Origin of the sequence: Streptomyces araujoniae (assembly GCF_050871195.1) — a bacterium.
Taxonomy (GTDB): Bacteria; Actinomycetota; Actinomycetes; order Streptomycetales; family Streptomycetaceae; genus Streptomyces; species Streptomyces bacillaris.
In genome coordinates this window covers 3038249-3054894 of the sequence record NZ_CP194070.1, presented here as the reverse complement: position 1 = coordinate 3054894, position 16646 = coordinate 3038249, and the positions used below count along the sequence as shown (strand labels likewise).

Sequence of the window (16646 nt, the reverse complement as noted above, 5' to 3'; positions counted from 1 at the left end):
CGCACGTGCCGGAGCCTGCGGGTGCCGCGCACCCGCGGCCGTACGCCGCCCTCGTCGTCACCGCCTCCAACCGGGCCTCGGCCGGGGTCTACGCGGACAAGGGCGGCCCCCTGATCGCCGAAGGGCTCACCGCCCTCGGCTTCACGGTCGACGGACCGCAGGTCGTGCCCGACGGCGACCCGGTGGAGGCGGCCCTGCGGGCGGGCGTGGCCGCCGGGTACGACGTGATCGTCACCACCGGCGGTACGGGCATCTCGCCCACCGACGCCACCCCCGAGGCCACCCGCCGCGTCCTCGACCACGAGATCCCCGGCATCCCCGAGGCGATCCGGGCCGAGGGGCTCGCCAAGGTCCCCACCGCCGCGCTCTCCCGGGGCCTGGCGGGCGTCGCCTCCCGCACCCTGATCGTCAACCTGCCCGGCTCCACCGGAGGGGTCCGCGACGGCCTCGCCGTCCTCTCCCGGCTGCTGGTGCACGCGGTCGACCAGCTCCGCGGCGGCGACCACCCCCGACCGGGGAGCCCGAGCTGAACATCGCGACCTGGCCGGTGACGCTGACCGACGGCGAGATCGTCCTGCGCCCGATAAAGATGCGCGACCAGCGGGTGTGGCGTGAGGTCAACCGGCGCAACCGCGACTGGCTGCGCCCGTGGGAGGCCACGGTCCCGCCGCCCGCGCCCGGCGGCCCGGTCGCACAGCGGCCCACGTACCGGCAGATGGTCCGTCATCTGCGCGCCGAGGCACACGCCGGGCGGATGCTGCCGTTCGCCATCGAGTACGAGGGCCGGCTCGTCGGCCAGCTCACGGTCGCGGGGATCACCTGGGGCTCGATGTGCTCGGGCCATATCGGCTACTGGGTCGACCAGGCGGTCGCCGGGCGCGGAGTGATGCCGACGGCCGTGGCGCTCGCCGTGGACCACTGCTTCCGCTCGGTCGGGCTGCACCGCGTCGAGGTCTGCATCCGCCCGGAGAACGCGCCGAGCCGCCGGGTGGTGGAGAAACTCGGGTTCCGCTCCGAAGGCGTACGCCCGCGCTATCTGCATATCGACGGGGCCTGGCGGGACCACCTGATCTTCGCGCTCACGGCCGAGGAGGTCCCCGAGGGGATGCTCCGGCGCTGGCGGCGCACGCGGCCGACGGCACCCCGGGGTCCGGCTCCGGGGCCGGGGACAGGTCCGAGGCCGAGTCCGGGTGCGGGGCCGGGTGCTGCCGGTCCGGCTGAATAAAATAAATGTTCGAATTTAATCGCCGGGCGACCGTGATGCGCCCACTCGTCGGCATCTGCTGATCGGATCAATCACAAAAAAAGTCCGTGATATCAGCCGGATCGTGCGACACACCGGGCCAATTGGCGGATGCCTCCGCGTAAACCCCTCTACGGTGTGAGCGTGAGCAGCAGCGGCCTCATCTACGCAGTCATCGTCGGGGCCTGGGCCGCCTACTTGGTGCCGATGTGGCTCCGCAGGCAGGACGAGCTGAACGAAGCCCGTCCGACGGAACGCTTCAGCACGGCCATCCGGCTGCTGTCCGGACGGGCTGCGATGGAGCGCCGGTACGCCAGGGAGCTGCGGGAGCGCACCGCCGAGGAGGCGGGGCCCGACGTCGACCCGGACGCCGAGACGGACCGTATGGATTCCGTGGACGTCCGGGCCTTTGCCGCGCCTCCGGCGCATACGGAAGCCAGGGTGCACGACCCGGCGCACGCTCCCGAGCGCGCCCCGGGACCCCAGGGCTCCGATCGTCAGGCGCACGACCGGCGGACGCCCCATCAGACCCCGGACCAGCGGCAGCCGTCGGACCGCCAGGCGCACGACCGCCGGTCCGGCGAGCGCCCCGCGTCGCCCGGTGTCCCCCCGGCCCAGCGCCGCCCGCGCACCGGAGCCGCCGACGCCGAGCGGGCCCGGCGCGCCCAGCGCTCCCAGGTCCTGGCGCGGCGCAGACGGACGACGATCGTCCTCTTCCTGGCCTTCACCCTCGGCGCGATCGTGGCGGCGGTCGGCGGACTCGGCTTCCTCTGGGCGCCGGCCGTCCCCGCCGTCCTGCTGAGTACGTACATCGTGCATCTGCGGGCCCAGGAGCGGCGCCGGTTCGCCTTCACCATGGACCGCCGCCGGGCCGAGGTCGCGGCGCAGCGGCTGCGCGAGAACCGGCCCCGCGGGCACCAGCCCGCCGCCTCGGCCCCCGCCGGGCAGGACGACGACTCCGAAGCCCACCACCCGGCGCCGGAGCCCACCCCCACGGTCTCCCCCCAGGAGGCCGGCCGCCGCGCCCTCGTCGAGCAGACGGACCACGCGGAGTGGGTGGACCAGCAGCGTGACCGCGACCGGGGCCAGGGCGACAGCTGGGAGCCCGTCCCCGTACCGCTGCCCACCTATGTCACGGCCCCCGTCGCCCCCCGGGCCACCGGCGGCGTCGAGGTCGGCGACCCGGAGACCTGGAGCGCGGCCCGCTCCAGTACCGCCGAGCCCACCCGTACGGGCACCTCGCACCCCACGGTGGACCCGGCCCCGCGCCAGCGCACCAACCAGTCCCGCCGCACCCGCGACCGGGGCCGGACCCCCCTCTTCGACCAGTACGACGACGAGGACCGGCCCCGTGCTGCCAACGAGTGAGACCCCCGGAACCCCGACACCGCTGACCAGCGGAGGAACGGATTTCCAAGCACCCCGGTGAGGGTGCTAGAGTTTCACTCGTTGCAAGGGCCTGTGGCGCAGTCTGGTAGCGCACCTCGTTCGCATCGAGGGGGTCTGGGGTTCAAATCCCCACAGGTCCACAACAACAGACTGTCTCGCGAGTCAGCTCGCAGGCGGTTGACGGGAATCCCGTCCGATCACATCGATCGGGCGGGATTTCTGCGTCCGCCCTCTGTCTCCGGCTCTCCGCCGGCTCTACGCTTCCCCTGCCGCGCGGCGCCCGCCGTGCTGCCGGGGCGGCCCTCGACCGGGCGGCCACCCTGCCGTTGTGTGGAGGGGGAATCATGTCCGTCGTCCGCAAGTCCCTGACGGTTCTCGCGCTCAGTGCGCTCTTCTCGCTGGGGTTCGCCGGTACCAGCTTCGCCGGTGACGGCTGCGACTTCAGCTTCGACGTGCCGATCGCGTACTGCCAGCCGGCCTGATCGGCCCGACCGGTCCGGTCGGTGGTCCTCCTGTCGTCTGCCGCCGCGGGTGACGGGAGCTCGTAGGCGTTCGTTTCCTGGCCGTCCGGGTGTGCCCGGGCGGCCAGGGTGTGTGTGGGGACCTTCTCCGGCGTGCGGTGCGCGGGGGCGGGTGCCGAGGCGGGTGTCGTCGTCCCCGGTGGGGAAGGGCCCGTTTGTTTCTGCCGCGTTTCACTACAGTTCTCGGCCAGTTCTGTAGAAAAGAGCCCCATCTCCGGTCCTTGTCGCGGGAGTTCCGTTTACGCGAGAGTTCGGGACGCGGCGACAGGAACATGTCATCGCCGCCGGGCAGTGTCCATGGAACACATCGCGTGTCCCCAAGCGCGGTGTGGCCACCCCCCCCATTGTCTGGACACTCCGCCCGTGTAGCGGAAGGAATCGCGTGAAGCACGGAAAGCAGAAGAACGCGCGCAGATACATCGTGGCGGCCTCCATCGGCGCCCTCCTGTCGGCCGGAGTCGCCACAGGGGCTTACGCCGGTACGGAGGAATCCGCGCCGCTGCGGTACCAGCCGGAGATGGTCCGGGCTCTCGCCACCACCCTGGGCGTGAGTGAGCAGGCGGCCGTGGAGCGGCTCGACAAGGAGGCCGGGCAGCAGGAGCGGTTCGCGAAGCTGCGGGCCGAGAAGGTCTCCACCCTCGGGGCCTTCTTCGCCAAGGACGGGACGCTCGTCGTCAACGCGGCCGACGCCGAGGCCGCGAAGGAGGTCAAGGCGGCGGGGCTCGCAGCACGGGTCCCCGAGCGCGGCGAGAGCGAGCTGGACCGGATCAAGGCCCAGCTCGACGCCAAGGCCCTCAAGAGCGCCCCGGCCGGGGTCTCGGCCTGGTCCGTCGACCTCGCCTCCGACACCGTGACCGTCGAGGTCAACGGGGCGTCCGACGCCGCCACCCGTGACTTCCTCAAGGCCGCGAAGAGCAACGGTGACGCGGTACGGGTCGTCCAGGGCCAGGAGAAGCTGGAGACGCAGGCCGTCGTGCCGCCGGGCAGCCGCATGACGTTCAACGGCTACCTCTGCTCCGTCGGTTACGGCGCCAAGGACCGCAACGGCAAGCAGGTGCTGGTCACCGCAGGGCACTGCATCGAGGACCTGCCGGCACTGGCGTACAACGGGACCCGGTTCGCCAAGGGCACCCACACCCGGTTCGCGCTCGGCACCCGCAGCGTGGACATGGGCATCGCCACCGTGGACGCCGGCCACTCGATCGGCCTGGACATCACCACGTACGGCAAGGCGGGCACCGTCGCCGTCCGGGGCAGCCAGCGGGCCCCGCAGGGCTCGGCGCTCTGCAAGTCCGGCCAGACCACCGGCTGGACCTGCGGCAAGGTCGGCTCGTACAACGTCAGCGTCACCTACACCGACGAGAACGGCGGCCCCGACACCGTCGTGACCGGCCTCGCCAGCTCCTCCGTCTGCACCCAGGGCGGCGACAGCGGCGGCGCGTACGTCTCCGGCAACCAGGCCCAGGGCATGACCTCCGGCGGGCCGATCGGCCAGCGGTGCAACGGCCAGGTGAACTCGCCCGGTTCGTCGTACTTCCAGCCGCTCGACGATGCCCTTAAGTACTACGGGCTGACGCTCAACACCAAGTAGCCCCGACCGGGTGAAGGTGCCGCATACGCGGGAGACCGTCCACTGACCCTGGGCGGTCTCCCGTTTCCATCATTTCCGTCGGCTTCCATCGGTCATTCCGGGGTGCCGAAATCCCAGGCGACTCCGTGCACTCCGGGTTTGCAGCGGGAGACGAGCACATGGGTGCTGTGGGAATCGTTCATCGAAATGGGCCGCTGCCCGCGCGGCGGGGAGCCCACCTGGTCCCGGAAGTACCGCCGGCAGCCCGAGGGAAGCGCGTCCGGATGGAAGAAGACCTGCTGAAGATATTCGTGCAGATTCGCCCGCGACCACCGTTCGTAGTGGGTGGCCGGCTCCCGGGACGGGCTCACGTCGACCGCGTAACTCACCACCGTCGTATCCAGTTTGGCGAGTTCCCGGCCGAAGTGGATTTCCAGTACCAGGGATTTGAGCCCCTTGAGGTACGTGGCCTCGCCCAGCCGCCCGCTGGTGACGCGTATGTCGAGCGGCTCGGCCTGTTCGTCGTCGAAGCTGAGGACGAACAGCGCGCGGTCGGCCCCGGCGCGGCTGGCCCGCAGCACGTTGGTCGTGGTGAGGTTGCTGAGCGTGCCGCGCTCGCCCAGTGTCACCACGTCGTGGATCAGCAGCGAGCCGGTCTCCTGGTTGAAGTGGCGGAACCGCTCGCCGAGCGCCTTCTCCACCACCGAGTCCTTGCCCAGCACCTGGAGGGCCGCGCTCTCGCCCCGGGCCGGTGCGACCCGGCCGCGCGGTCGGCGCGGGCCGAGCAGCGAGCGCAGGGCCCCGCCCGGCAGCTCCAGGATCTCCTCCAGCACCTCCACCGCCCGCAGCGAACGGGCCCGCTCCGGCTGGCTCCGGCCGCGCTGCCAACTGCTCAACGTGGCCTGGCTGACCGCGATACCGCGCGCCCGCAGCCGTTCGCTGACCCGCTCCAGGGAGAGGCCGCGCCGGCCCAGCGCCTCCCGCAGCGCGGCCGGGAAGGCGTCGGGGGCGGGGGTGGGGGCGTCGGCCGGGGAGGACCCGGCGCCGCGGGTCCCGTCGCCGGGTGCGCCGTTGCGGGCGGACCTGTCACGGGGTGGGCCGCTGCTGGAGGACCCGTCGCCGACCGGGCCGCCGCGGGGAGACCCGCCGCCGTGCCCGGGGCCGTCGCCGTGTCCCGGGCCGTCGTCGGGCGTCGAGCCGCCGGCCGCCGAACCGCCTCGGGGCGTGCGGGCCCGCCCCGCCGCCCCGGCGCCCTCCGGCACGCCCGCCTTCAGCGCCGTGCGCAGGTCGCGGGCGCTCGTGGCTCTCGTTGGCCTCGTGGCGCTCGGGGCGCCCTCGGCGTCCGGCGGCCCGACGCCGGCTTCCATTCGGCTCGACATGTCCCTCCCGCATCCCCGCACTCACCCGGTGCACCCGGTACTCCCGCCGCGGGGCACCCGTCAGGCCCCCGCATACTGGTTGACCACCGGAGAGGCACCGGATAACAAAACCCCCGGGAGTGACCTGCCCCACACTCCCGGGAGGCACCGCCCGGCGCCCTCCGCACGGCCCGAGGAAGTGAGCACGTGGTGAACAGCGTGAACGGCGTGGACGTCACCGCTCTGGTCGTCGCGGCCAGGGACGGGGACCAGGCGGCGGGGGAGCGGCTCGCCGCCCTCTACCTGCCGCTGGTCTACAACGTGGTGGGCCGCGCCCTCAACGGGCATCCGGACGTCGACGACGTGGTGCAGGAGACCATGCTCCGGGCGCTCTCCGGGCTCTCCTCGCTGCGCGATCCCACCCGTTTCCGGTCCTGGCTGGTGGCCATCGCCATGAACCAGGTCCGCACCCGCTGGTCCGTCCTCGGCCACCGGCCCGCCGCGCTGGAGGAGACCGACGAGCCCGCCGACCCGGCCGCCGACTTCGTCGACCTCACCATCCTGCGGCTGGAGCTCTCGGGACAGCGGCGCGAGACCGCCGAGGCCACCCGCTGGCTGGACGATGCGGAGCGCGACGTGCTCTCGCTCTGGTGGCTGGAGACCACCGGTGAGCTGACCCGGGCCGAGCTGGCGGACGCCCTCGGGCTCTCCCCCCAGCACGCCGCCGTACGCGTCCAGCGGGTGAAGAACCAGCTCGACGTCGGTCGTGCGGTCGTCCGGGCGCTGGCCGCCGAGCCCCGCTGCCCCTTCCTGGCCGACCTGGTGGCCGACTGGGACGGGGTGCCCACGCCGCTGTGGCGCAAGCGCACAGCCCGCCACATACGCGGCTGCGCCTCCTGCTCGGCCGGCAGCTCGGGGCTCGTACCGCCGGAGGGGCTGCTCTCCGGGCTGGCTCTGGTGGTGCCGTTGTACGAGGGCGGCGGGCACGCCGCCGCCGCTGTCGCCCCGGCCGTGGCACCGGCCGCGTTCTCGGCGGGCAAGGCGGCGGGGCTCGTCGCCGCCGGGGCCGCCGCCGTCTCCGTCGCCGTACTCCTGTGGCCCTCCGCGCCCGCCCCGCCCGCGCCCCGCGCCGAAGGCGGTACGACCCAGCTCCCCGCGCCCGGGCCGGTCACCACGGCGGCCACCCCGTCCGCCTCGCCGACGCCCACCCCCACACCGTCGCCCACGCCGAGCACCGCCGCCCCGAGCGCCTCGCCCTCCACCACGCCCCTGGCGGCCTCCCCGAGCCCGGCACCGCGGGCGCGGCCCCGTCCCCAGACGCGCCTGGTCGCGGAGGTCAACACCCTGCGCGCCCGCAACCACTGTCCGCAGCTGACCACCGACCCCCGGCTCACCGAGGTCGCCCAGCACCACTCCGAGGACATGGCGGAACACGCCTACTTCGGCCACACCGACTCCACCGGCCGGGGCGCGGGCGACCGGGTGACCGGCTCCGGCTACCTCTGGTCCGCCGTGGGCGAGACCATCGCCACCGGGAACACCGACCCGGCCGCCGTCGTGGAGGAGTGGCGCCGCAGCTCCGGGCAGGGCGACGACATCCTCAACTGCGACTTCACGCACGTGGGCGTGGGGATCGCGGACTCGCCGCGCGGGCCCTACTGGACCCAGGTGCTGGCCACGCCGCGCCGGTGAGTCACGGCTGCCGGAGCGGCTTCGCCATGCAGATGCTGCTGTCGTACGTCCGGTAGTGGCCGAACTTGACCTCGCAGACCGTGTAGCCGCACGAGGTGTAGAGCGCGACCGCCTCGGGCTGCTGGTCGCCCGTCTCCAGGACCATCCGGACGCGGCCCGCCGCGCGGGCGTCCTCCTCCAGGGCGGCGAGCATCCGGCGCGCCAGCCCCCGGCCACGGCCCTCGGGGATCACGAACATCCGCTTGATCTCGGCGTCGCCGTCCTCGTACCCCTCCGGGTTGCGGTCCTGCGTCCGCCAGCCACCGGTCGCCACCGGGCGCTCCTGCTCGTCGTAGGCGAGCAGATACAGGCCGTGCGGCGGGTCGAACATGGCCGGGTCGAGCGGTGTGACGTCCCCCTCGTCGCCGTAGCGCTCGGCATACTCGAGCTGGACCTGGTCGTTGAGCTTGACGGCGTCGGGGTGGTCGAAGCGGCGGGGGTGGATGTTCATGCTGAGTATCGTATATCTATGAGTTCGGGTGAGGTAGGTACTGTTTTCCGATGCTGACTGTTACATCTGTGAATGTTAATGGCCTCCGTGCCGCCGCGAAGAAGGGCTTCGTGGCATGGCTGGCGGGCACCGACGCCGATGTGGTCTGCCTCCAGGAGGTCCGCGCCGAGCCCGGTCAGCTGACCGCCGAGGTCCGTGACCCCGAGGGCTGGCACACCGTCCACGCCCCCGCCGCCGCCAAGGGGCGCGCCGGGGTCTCCCTCTACTCCCGCCAGGCGCCGGAGCGGACCCAGATCGGCTTCGGCGGGTTCGGTGTCCCCGGGGCCGAGGAGTTCGACGCGAGCGGCCGGTACGTCGAGATCGACCTCCCCGGCGTGACCGTCGCCAGCCTGTATCTGCCCTCCGGCGAGGTCGGAACCGAGCGGCAGGACGAGAAGGAGCGCTTCATGGCGGCCTTCCTGCCCTACCTCCGTGGGCTGAAGGCGCGGGCGGCCGCCGACGGGCGCGAGGTCGTGGTCTGCGGCGACTGGAACATCGCCCACCAGGAGGCCGACCTGAAGAACTGGAAGGCCAACCAGAAGAGTTCGGGCTTCCTGCCCGAGGAGCGGGCCTGGCTGACCCGGGTCTTCGACGAGGCCGCGTACGTCGACGTCGTACGGCGGCTGCACCCGGACGTGGCCGGGCCGTACAGCTGGTGGTCCTACCGGGGGCGCGCCTTCGACAACGACGCCGGGTGGCGCATCGACTACCAGGTCGCGACGCCGGGGCTGGCCGGGCGCGCGGTCAAGGCGTGGGTCGAGCGGGCCGCCACGCACGGCGAGCGGTGGAGCGACCACGCGCCGGTGACGGTCGTCTACGAGCGGTAGTCCCGCTCGCTCACTCCGCCCTCGGGGGCTGCGTGCCGTCCTCGCGGCGCAGCCTCCGGTCCAGGGCCATCGACAGTTCCGCGTCCACCACCGCGCGGGCCAGCGGCCGCAGTTGGGCCGGTTCGGTCTCCTGGGCGTGGGCATGCAGTACGCGTACGAAGATCTCGGCGAGGGCGTCCGCGTGCTCGCGGACGCGTCGGCCCGAGGAGAGCACCGTGGCGAGCGGCACCCCTTCCCGTACGAGCTGCGCCGACACCTCCAGCAGGCGGCGGCTGATGTGGACGATCTCGTCGCCGTCGGTGGCCAGATAGCCCAGGTCCAGGGCGGTGGCCAGGTTCTCCGGGGTGACCTCGCCCTCGAAGTAGTCCGCGAGCTGTTCCGGGGTGAGCCGGACCGGGGTCTCCTCGGTCGGCTCCCCGAGCCCCAGCACCTCGGCCACATCGCGCCCGCTCTCGAAGGTGGCGGCCAGGTCCGCGATGCCGTTGAGGGTGTGGCCGCGCTCCAGCAGGGCCGCGATCGTCCGCAGCCGGGCCAGGTGGTGGTCGTCGTACCAGGCGATCCGGCCCTCGCGGCGGGGCGGCGGGATCAGACCGCGCTCCCGGTAGAAGCGCAGGGTCCGCACGGTGATCCCGGCCTCCTCGGCCAGCTCCTCCATGCGGTATTCGCGGTGCTCGCGTCCGTCAGCCACAGGGGCACCCTATGTTGTACCGCCAGTAACTTTCCTCGGTCGGACCCCTACCCATCAGTACGGCCCTGCTCTACTCTCCGAACCATGCCAGTGATTGCTGGCACAGTCGCGTGACGTACCGCGGGAGGCGGCAGCATGGCCCAGCAGGAACACGTACGTGTGGCGGTGATCGGAACCGGATTCGGGGGCCTGGGGGCCGCCGTCCGGCTGCGCCGCGAGGGCATCACCGATTTCGTCGTCCTGGAGCGGGCCGACTCCGTGGGCGGCACCTGGCGCGACAACAGCTACCCCGGCTGCGCCTGCGACGTGCCGTCCCACCTCTACTCCTTCTCCTTCGCGCCCAACCCCGACTGGCCCCGCACCTTCTCCGGCCAGGAGCACATCCGGGCCTATCTGGAGCGGGTCGCGGACACCTTCGGGCTCCGCCCGCACATCCGGCTGAACCACGAGGTGAAGCTGATGAGCTGGGACAGGGAGAACCTGTACTGGGTGATCGAGTCCGCCAACGGCACCACCCTGCGCGCGGACGTCGTCATCTCCGCCACCGGGCCGCTCTCCGACCCCAAGACGCCCGACATCCCCGGGATCGGCTCCTTCCCCGGCAAGGTCTTCCACTCCGCCCGCTGGGACCACGACTACGACCTGGCCGGCAAGCGGGTCGCGATGGTCGGAACGGGTGCCTCCGCGATCCAGATCGTTCCGGCCATCCAGCCGAAGACGGCCAAACTCACGCTCTTCCAGCGCACGCCTCCGTGGGTCATGCCGCGCATGGACCGCACCATCAGCAAGGCCGAGCGCACGCTCCACCGGGCGATACCCGCGACCGGCACCGCCCGCCGCGGACTGCTCTGGGGCATACGGGAGTTGCAGGTGAGCGCCTTCACTAAGCACCCCGACCAGCTGGGCCTGGTGGAGAAGCTGGCCAAGGCGAACATGGCGCGGGCGATCAAGGACCCGGCACTGCGGGCCAAGCTGACCCCGGACTACCGCATCGGCTGCAAGCGCATCCTGCTCTCCAGCACCTACTACCCGGCCCTCGCCCAGCCCAATGTGGACGTGGTCGCCTCCGGGCTCAGCGAGATACGCGGCTCGACCGTCGTCGCCGCCGACGGCAGCGAGGCGGAGGTCGACGCGATCATCTTCGGCACCGGCTTCCACGTGACGGACATGCCGATCGCGGAACGGGTCGTCGGCGAGGAGGGGATCACCCTCGCCGAGACCTGGAAGGACGGGATGAACTCGCTGCGCGGCGCGACCGCCACCGGGTTCCCCAACTGGATGACGATCATCGGCCCCAACACGGGCCTCGGGAACTCCTCGATGATCCTGATGATCGAGTCCCAGCTGAACTACATGGCCGACTACCTGCGCCAGCTGAACGTGCTGGGCGGCCGGGCAGCGCTCGGCGCCCGCTCCGCCGCCGTCACCGCGTGGAACGGCAAGGTCCAGGAGCGGATGAAGCGCACGGTGTGGAACACCGGCGGCTGCACCAGCTGGTACCTGGACGCCGAGGGCCGCAACACCACGGTCTGGCCGGGCACCACGGGCGAGTTCCGGCGCCAGACGCGGACGGTGGACCTCGCGGAGTACGACGTCATCCGGGCGACCGGGACGCCGGGCGCGGCCGGGGGCGTGCGCGCGGGCGAGGCGGGGCGGCTCGGCGGGAGCGGGCTCGTACCGGAGCAGCCGGGGCGCGGCGAACGCGAGACGGTCGCCGCGGGGGACACGGTGGCCGAGGAGGCCGCTCGATGAGCCGGATTCCGCAGCGCGTCACGGGTACGGAGGCTGCCGAGCCTCGCCTCCCGTACCGGGTCACGGCCGGGGAGGCTGCTGAGCATCGCCTTCCGCGCCCGGTCACGGCCGGGGAGGCCGCCGAGCGTCGCCTTCCGCACCGCGTCATGGCCGAGGAGGCCGCCCGATGAGCCGGCTCCTGCACCGTGACGGTGCTCCGCCCGTCCCCGCGAGTGAACTCTTCGTCACCTCGGCCGACGGCTCCCGGATCCACGTCGAGCTGCACGGCCCCGAGGACGCCCCCGCGGTGGTCCTCGCCCACGGCTGGACCTGCAACACCCACTTCTGGGCCGCGCAGATCCGGGACCTCGCCGCCGACCACCGCGTCATCGCCTACGACCAGCGCGGCCACGGCCTCACCCCCGAGCCCGGCCCCGGCGGCTACAGCGTCGACGCCCTCGCCGACGACCTGGAGGCCGTGCTCGCCGCCACCCTCGCCCCCGGGCGGAAGGCGGTGCTGGCCGGGCACTCCATGGGCGGGATGACGCTGATGGCCGCCGCCCGCCGGCCCGGCCTGCGCGAGCACGCCGCCGCCGTCCTGCTCTGCTCCACCGGCAGCGGCCGGCTCACCGCCGAGGCCACCGTCGTACCGCTGCGTCCGAGCGGGTTCCGGACCCGGCTGACGACTGCGGTCCTGGGGGCGAAGGCGCCGCTGGGGCCGGTCAATCCGGTGTCGAAACGCATCCTCAAGTACGCGACGATGGGCGCCGGTTCGGCCCCCGACCGGGTCGACACCTGCGCCCGTATCGTGCACGCCTGCCCGCGCCGCGCGAGGGTGGGATGGGGGCAGGTGCTCGCGGAGCTGGAGGTGACGGCCGAGGTCCGCGAGCTGCGGGTGCCGACGGCGGTCATCGCCGGTACGGACGACCGGCTCACCCCGCCGGTGCACGCGCGGGCCATCGCGGCGGCGCTGCCGGTCGGCCTCGGGCTCACCGAGCTGGCGGGCACGGGGCACATGACGCCGGTGGAGGCCCCGGAGGCGGTCACGGCGAAGCTCAGGGAACTGACCACCCGGTACGTCGCGATCACCGGGGCCACCGGGGCGAACACGGCCGCCACGTCCGAGAAGGAGGATGTCGCATGAGCAGCAGGCGGAGTCTGGAGGGCCAGGTCGTCGTCGTGACCGGCGCGGCCCGGGGCGTGGGCGAGCTGCTGGCCCGCAAGCTGTCGGCGCGCGGTGCGACGCTGGCGCTGGTGGGGCTGGAGCCGGACGAGTTGAAGCAGGTCTCCGACCGGCTGCACGGCGAGAGCGACCACTGGTTCGCGGACGTCACCGACCACGCGGAGATGGCCCGGGTGGCGCGCGAGGTCAAGGAGCGGTTCGGCAAGGTCGACGTGGTCGTCGCCAACGCGGGCGTCGCCGCGGGCGGCCCGTTCGTCGACTCCGACCCGGACGCCTGGCGGCGGGTCATCGAGGTCAACCTCATCGGCGGGGCGGTCACCGGGCGGGCGTTCCTGCCGGTGCTGATGGAGAGCCGCGGCTACTTCCTCCAGATAGCCTCGCTGGCCGCGATCACCCCGGCGCCGATGATGACGGCGTACTGCGCCTCCAAGTCGGGCGTGGAGGCGTTCGCGCACAGCCTGCGCGCGGAGGTCGGCTACAAGGGCGTGAAGGTGGGCGTCGGTTACCTCTCCTGGACCGACACGGACATGGTGCGCGGCGCCGATCAGGACGAGGTGATGCGGGAGTTGAGGCAGCGGCTGCCGTGGCCGATGAACCGCACGTACCCGCTCGGCCCGGCCGTCGACCGGATCGTGGACGGCATAGCCCGGCGCTCCCCGCATGTGTACGCCCAGTGGTGGCTGCGCGGGATGCAGTCGGTCCGGGGCTATCTGCCCTCGGTCATCGCGATCGGCGGACAGCGCGAGATGCGGCGCTTCGAACCGCGCCTGCACACCGTGCCGAAGGGGCTGGTGGGGGCCGGGGGAGCGGCGGACCAGGACGCGCGGGCGGAGCGTACGTAGCGGAGTGGGCTCGCGGTGGCCCCCGGGGTGGCCCTCGCGTGGGGCCTCCCGGCGGGGCGCCCCGGCGGGTGTCACGGTGGGTAGCGGTCCGAAATGCGCGGGATGTCGGGGCGTGCAACGCTGAGCACGGCCCCGCTGGGGCCATCCCCCACGTACCCCACGCATCCCACAGGAGTGAACAGCATGGGTATCGCAGACCAGTTCAAGGACAAGGCGCAGGAGCTCGCGGACCAGGCCAAGCAGAAGGTCGGTCAGGACAAGGACCAGGCCCAGGAGCGCGGCCAGGAGGGTCAGGAGCGCGGGCGCCAGGCCCAGGAGCAGGCCCGTGACGCGGCCGAGCAGGCGCGTGACCGCTTTGACCGTTGACGGTCGCTGAGGTGTGACGCGTGCGCGCTGCGCTGTGCGCGTGCGTGCGCGTCGCGTCAGGAGGCGCATCCGGGTGACCGGATGCGCCTCCTTCTTGCTGTACGGGGCTTGCTGCACGGAACTTGCCGTACCGGGATCGCCGTACGGGGATTGCCGTACGGACTTGTCGTGCCGTGCCGAGCCGGGTCCGGGGCGCACGTTTGATCATCGATCGAACAGTGATGCGTACGATGCGGGGTCGGTGGGGGGCCGCAGGGGCTTCCCGCCCTGCCCTGCACGACCGCCGTCACCCCGGGAAGCTCCTCCGTGTCCACAGCTCGCACCGCCCGTCTCCTCGTCCCTTCGGCAGCGGCGCTCTGGACCTTCGCCCTCGGCCTGTGGGGGCTCTCACGGCAGAACAGCGTGTGGCGGGACGAGGCGGCGACCTGGCAGGTGGCCCGGCGCTCCACGGCCGAGATCGCGCAGCTGCTCGGCAACGTCGACGTCGTGCACGGGCTCTACTACCTGCTGATGCACGGCCTGTTCGAGCTGTTCGGCCCCGGCACCACCGTGCTGCGGCTGCCCTCGGTGGCGGCCATGGCGGTGGCCGCCGCCTGCGTGGCGGCCCTCGGCCACCGGCTGGCGGGCCCATGGGCCGGGCTGGGCGGCGGAGCGGCTCTGGGGCTGCTGCCGGCCGTGCAGTTCTACCTCCAGGAGGGGCGGCCGTACGCGTTGGTGGCGGCCGGGGCCGGCGTCTCCACGCTGCTCCTGGTCACCCTGCTGGAGGGGCGGGGGAGGGCGGTGCACTGGATCGCGTACGGCGGGACGGTCGCCCTGTGCGGTCTGCTGAACTGGCTCTCGCTCATGATCCTCCCGGCCCATCTGCTGACGCTGCTGCTCAGCGTCCGGAGCGTCCGGAGCGGCCACGACGTCGGCGGACCGGGCGGACCGGGCGGACCGGGCGGACCGGGCGCACCGGGCGGACTTGGTGGATCAGGCAGGATCGGCGGACTTGGCGAATCCGGCGGACCGGGCGGACCAGGCAGGCTCGGCGGACCGGGCAGACCAGGCGGAGCGGCCGGACCCGGCAGGCCCGGCGGACTCGGGAAGCGCTGGGCGGTCGCCGCCGGGGCCGCCGTGGTCTGTGTGCTCCCGCTGGTCCTGTTCAGCCGGAGCCAGTCCGCGCAGGTCTCGTGGATACCTCCGCTGACCTGGCACATGCTGATCGGCCCGGCGGTCCTGCTGGCCGTCGGCGGGGCGGGCGCGCTGCTGGACCGACGGTCCCCGTACCGGCCGGACGGGCCCTCGGCGGCGGCCGTCGGGCTGCCGCTGCTCGTGGTGCCCCAGCTCGGCCTCGCCGGGCTCTCCCTGGTCCAGCCGCTGTTCCTGGACCGGTACGTCCTCTTCAGCCTGCTGGGCCTGGCGCTGCTGATCGGCGCGGCGATCGGGGCGGGGGTCCGGACGGTGTCACGGCGGCTCCCGCGGGCCGGCCGGTGGCTCCTTCCGGCGGTCGTCGCCGTGGCGTCGGTGGCCCTGCTTCCGCAGGCGCTCGCCAAGCGGTCCCCGGAGAGCCGGGTGGACGACGTCCTCGCGGCGGCCGACGCCGTACGGCGGCTGAAGCGGCCCGGGGACGCGGTGCTCTTCTTCCCGTCGGCCCGGCGCGACACCCGGCTGGTCTCCCCGGACGCCTTCTCCGGCCTGGAGGACATAGCGCTGGCCCGCACCCCGGAGCGGTCCGGCACCCTGAAGGGCGTGGAGGACGGCCCGGCCCGCATCCGGACGGCGATGCTCACCCACCGCCGCATCCTCCTGGTGACGGACGCCCCCGCCGTCTCCCGCCCGCCCGCCACCGAACGGGACCGGATGAAGCGCTCCGTCCTGCGCAACCACTTCAGGATCGTCACCGACACCCAGACCCGCGGCCGCCGGGTGACCCTCTACGAGAGGCGTGCGGCACCGCGGTGAACCCCGGGTGGGATCAAGCCGCGGAGTGTTGTCCATGTGTGGACGCTTCGCCCGGCCGACGGGGCTCGTGCGGAGTGAAGACGAAAGCCGATGCGTCTCCGTCCAGATCGATGGTCAGTGATGCGTCGAGTGCCGTGGCCAGACGGCTCAGCAGCGCCAGGGTGGGGACGGAGTCACCTCCCTCGATGTTGGAGATCTGCGGCTGACTCATCCCGGCCCGGCGTGCCAATTCGGTTTGGGAGAGCCCGAGGGCGGCCCGGCGGTCGTGGACCGCTTGGCCGAGGGCGAAGGAGTGCCCGGCTTCGGTGTAGGCGGCGGACTCCTCGACCTTCTCGCCCAGGAGCTTGCGAGTCCGGCGGGTTCTCCAGGCGGAGTGGTTCATGGGCTCTGCTCCTCTGTCCGGTCGTAGCTGTGCTCGGCAGGGCCGTGCTCGGCTTCGCAGGTCTGCTGGGCTTGCCGGGCTCTTTCGACCTCTGCCTCCTCGCGCTGTCTGGTCTTGCGGAACACGGTCAACAAGACGATGCGCCGGTAAGGGGCGAGCCAGTAGGTGATGCGGACCGCGTTGCCGTCCATGGTGAAGCGTAGTTCCCGCACTTTGCCGCCGAGGTGCCTGGCATACGGCTCTCCCAGGGTCGTCGGCCCGGCCAGAAGCATGTCAACGGCACGCTCGGTCTTGTCGTAATGCGCGTCCGTGAGTAACTCCAGCCATTGCCGGACCTCCGGCTCGATCTCGACCTGCCAAAGTTTCTCCATCCCATCCATT

17 protein-coding genes and 1 tRNA gene are annotated in these 16646 nt (G+C 72.7%); 13 read left to right on the top strand and 5 right to left on the bottom strand.

What is annotated here, in order from left to right; genetic code table 11:
• Positions 1-5: 5 nt before the first annotated feature.
• From ACQ9ZG_RS12910 to ACQ9ZG_RS12885, 6 genes are all read left to right on the top strand, one after another.
• Complete coding sequence (locus ACQ9ZG_RS12910) at positions 6-530, top strand: MogA/MoaB family molybdenum cofactor biosynthesis protein (protein ID WP_109914267.1); 525 nt, start codon at positions 6-8, stop codon at positions 528-530.
• A gap of 17 nt (positions 531-547) precedes the next feature.
• The gene (locus ACQ9ZG_RS12905; RefSeq protein WP_084994750.1) at positions 548-1225 is read left to right on the top strand and encodes a GNAT family N-acetyltransferase; all 678 of its coding nucleotides are present in this window, start codon (positions 548-550) and stop codon (positions 1223-1225) included.
• Positions 1226-1387: 162 nt separating this feature from the next.
• Entirely contained in the window at positions 1388-2611 is a 1224-nt protein-coding gene (sepX, locus tag ACQ9ZG_RS12900) for a divisome protein SepX/GlpR (RefSeq protein ID WP_499280520.1), read from the top strand.
• Between the two features lie 87 nt (positions 2612-2698).
• Positions 2699-2772: transfer RNA gene (locus ACQ9ZG_RS12895), tRNA-Ala, on the top strand.
• A 204-nt stretch (positions 2773-2976) separates the two neighbouring features.
• Positions 2977-3114, top strand: a complete 138-nt coding sequence (locus ACQ9ZG_RS12890; RefSeq protein WP_157841099.1) for a hypothetical protein — start codon at positions 2977-2979, stop codon at positions 3112-3114.
• Between the two features lie 421 nt (positions 3115-3535).
• Positions 3536-4744: a S1 family peptidase gene (locus ACQ9ZG_RS12885; RefSeq protein WP_028417511.1), complete on the top strand. Its 1209-nt coding sequence runs from the start codon at positions 3536-3538 to the stop codon at positions 4742-4744.
• 92 nt (positions 4745-4836) lie between these two features.
• Here the strand turns inward: ACQ9ZG_RS12885 and ACQ9ZG_RS12880 are convergent, their stop codons facing one another.
• A complete protein-coding gene (locus ACQ9ZG_RS12880; protein ID WP_499281597.1) occupies positions 4837-6090 on the bottom strand; it encodes a helix-turn-helix transcriptional regulator in 1254 nt (417 codons plus the stop codon).
• 198 nt (positions 6091-6288) lie between these two features.
• Between ACQ9ZG_RS12880 and ACQ9ZG_RS12875 the strand changes: the two genes are divergently transcribed.
• On the top strand, positions 6289-7773 hold the full coding sequence (locus tag ACQ9ZG_RS12875; RefSeq protein WP_499280519.1) for a sigma-70 family RNA polymerase sigma factor: 1485 nt from the start codon (positions 6289-6291) through the stop codon (positions 7771-7773).
• A 1-nt stretch (position 7774) separates the two neighbouring features.
• On the opposite strand, the gene ACQ9ZG_RS12870 is transcribed toward ACQ9ZG_RS12875, so the two are convergent.
• A complete protein-coding gene (locus ACQ9ZG_RS12870; RefSeq protein ID WP_109915662.1) occupies positions 7775-8263 on the bottom strand; it encodes a GNAT family N-acetyltransferase in 489 nt (162 codons plus the stop codon).
• A 50-nt stretch (positions 8264-8313) separates the two neighbouring features.
• Between ACQ9ZG_RS12870 and ACQ9ZG_RS12865 the strand changes: the two genes are divergently transcribed.
• Complete coding sequence (locus ACQ9ZG_RS12865; protein ID WP_109915663.1) at positions 8314-9129, top strand: exodeoxyribonuclease III; 816 nt, start codon at positions 8314-8316, stop codon at positions 9127-9129.
• Positions 9130-9139: 10 nt separating this feature from the next.
• Here ACQ9ZG_RS12865 and ACQ9ZG_RS12860 read toward each other — a convergent pair whose 3' ends face one another.
• Positions 9140-9784: a MerR family transcriptional regulator gene (locus ACQ9ZG_RS12860; RefSeq protein WP_032755591.1), complete on the bottom strand. Its 645-nt coding sequence runs from the start codon at positions 9782-9784 to the stop codon at positions 9140-9142.
• A 168-nt stretch (positions 9785-9952) separates the two neighbouring features.
• Here ACQ9ZG_RS12860 and ACQ9ZG_RS12855 point away from each other — a divergent pair, with 168 nt between their 5' ends.
• The 5 genes from ACQ9ZG_RS12855 (at position 9953) to ACQ9ZG_RS12835 (ending at position 15883) form a co-directional block, all read left to right on the top strand.
• On the top strand, positions 9953-11569 hold the full coding sequence (locus ACQ9ZG_RS12855; RefSeq protein ID WP_499280518.1) for a flavin-containing monooxygenase: 1617 nt from the start codon (positions 9953-9955) through the stop codon (positions 11567-11569).
• Positions 11570-11735: 166 nt separating this feature from the next.
• Positions 11736-12692, top strand: coding sequence for an alpha/beta fold hydrolase (locus ACQ9ZG_RS12850; RefSeq protein ID WP_499280516.1), 957 nt, complete (start codon positions 11736-11738; stop codon positions 12690-12692).
• Positions 12689-13573, top strand: coding sequence for an SDR family oxidoreductase (locus ACQ9ZG_RS12845; RefSeq protein WP_028417518.1), 885 nt, complete (start codon positions 12689-12691; stop codon positions 13571-13573). The genes ACQ9ZG_RS12850 and ACQ9ZG_RS12845 overlap by 4 nt, the downstream gene beginning before the upstream one ends.
• A 183-nt stretch (positions 13574-13756) precedes the next feature.
• Entirely contained in the window at positions 13757-13939 is a 183-nt protein-coding gene (locus ACQ9ZG_RS12840; RefSeq protein WP_018492710.1) for a hypothetical protein, read from the top strand.
• A gap of 306 nt (positions 13940-14245) precedes the next feature.
• Positions 14246-15883, top strand: a complete 1638-nt coding sequence (locus ACQ9ZG_RS12835) for a glycosyltransferase family 39 protein (protein WP_499280514.1) — start codon at positions 14246-14248, stop codon at positions 15881-15883.
• Between the two features lie 13 nt (positions 15884-15896).
• Here the strand turns inward: ACQ9ZG_RS12835 and ACQ9ZG_RS12830 are convergent, their stop codons facing one another.
• Both ACQ9ZG_RS12830 and ACQ9ZG_RS12825 read right to left on the bottom strand, forming a co-directional pair.
• A complete protein-coding gene (locus ACQ9ZG_RS12830) occupies positions 15897-16265 on the bottom strand; it encodes a helix-turn-helix domain-containing protein (RefSeq protein ID WP_109914445.1) in 369 nt (122 codons plus the stop codon).
• Complete coding sequence (locus tag ACQ9ZG_RS12825) at positions 16262-16636, bottom strand: type II toxin-antitoxin system RelE/ParE family toxin (protein ID WP_109914444.1); 375 nt, start codon at positions 16634-16636, stop codon at positions 16262-16264. The genes ACQ9ZG_RS12830 and ACQ9ZG_RS12825 overlap by 4 nt, the downstream gene beginning before the upstream one ends.
• Positions 16637-16646 lie beyond the last annotated feature (10 nt).

Coding starts and splice junctions, on each gene's coding strand:
- ACQ9ZG_RS12890 (WP_157841099.1), top strand. CDS start 2,977: ATGTCCGTCGTCCGCAAGTCCCTGACGGTTCTCGCGCTCAGTGCGCTC.
- ACQ9ZG_RS12880 (WP_499281597.1), bottom strand. CDS start 6,090: ATGGAAGCCGGCGTCGGGCCGCCGGACGCCGAGGGCGCCCCGAGCGCC.
- ACQ9ZG_RS12870 (WP_109915662.1), bottom strand. CDS start 8,263: ATGAACATCCACCCCCGCCGCTTCGACCACCCCGACGCCGTCAAGCTC.
- ACQ9ZG_RS12865 (WP_109915663.1), top strand. CDS start 8,314: ATGCTGACTGTTACATCTGTGAATGTTAATGGCCTCCGTGCCGCCGCG.
- ACQ9ZG_RS12860 (WP_032755591.1), bottom strand. CDS start 9,784: ATGGAGGAGCTGGCCGAGGAGGCCGGGATCACCGTGCGGACCCTGCGC.
- ACQ9ZG_RS12855 (WP_499280518.1), top strand. CDS start 9,953: ATGGCCCAGCAGGAACACGTACGTGTGGCGGTGATCGGAACCGGATTC.
- ACQ9ZG_RS12850 (WP_499280516.1), top strand. CDS start 11,736: ATGAGCCGGCTCCTGCACCGTGACGGTGCTCCGCCCGTCCCCGCGAGT.
- ACQ9ZG_RS12845 (WP_028417518.1), top strand. CDS start 12,689: ATGAGCAGCAGGCGGAGTCTGGAGGGCCAGGTCGTCGTCGTGACCGGC.
- ACQ9ZG_RS12840 (WP_018492710.1), top strand. CDS start 13,757: ATGGGTATCGCAGACCAGTTCAAGGACAAGGCGCAGGAGCTCGCGGAC.
- ACQ9ZG_RS12830 (WP_109914445.1), bottom strand. CDS start 16,265: ATGAACCACTCCGCCTGGAGAACCCGCCGGACTCGCAAGCTCCTGGGC.
- ACQ9ZG_RS12825 (WP_109914444.1), bottom strand. CDS start 16,636: ATGGAGAAACTTTGGCAGGTCGAGATCGAGCCGGAGGTCCGGCAATGG.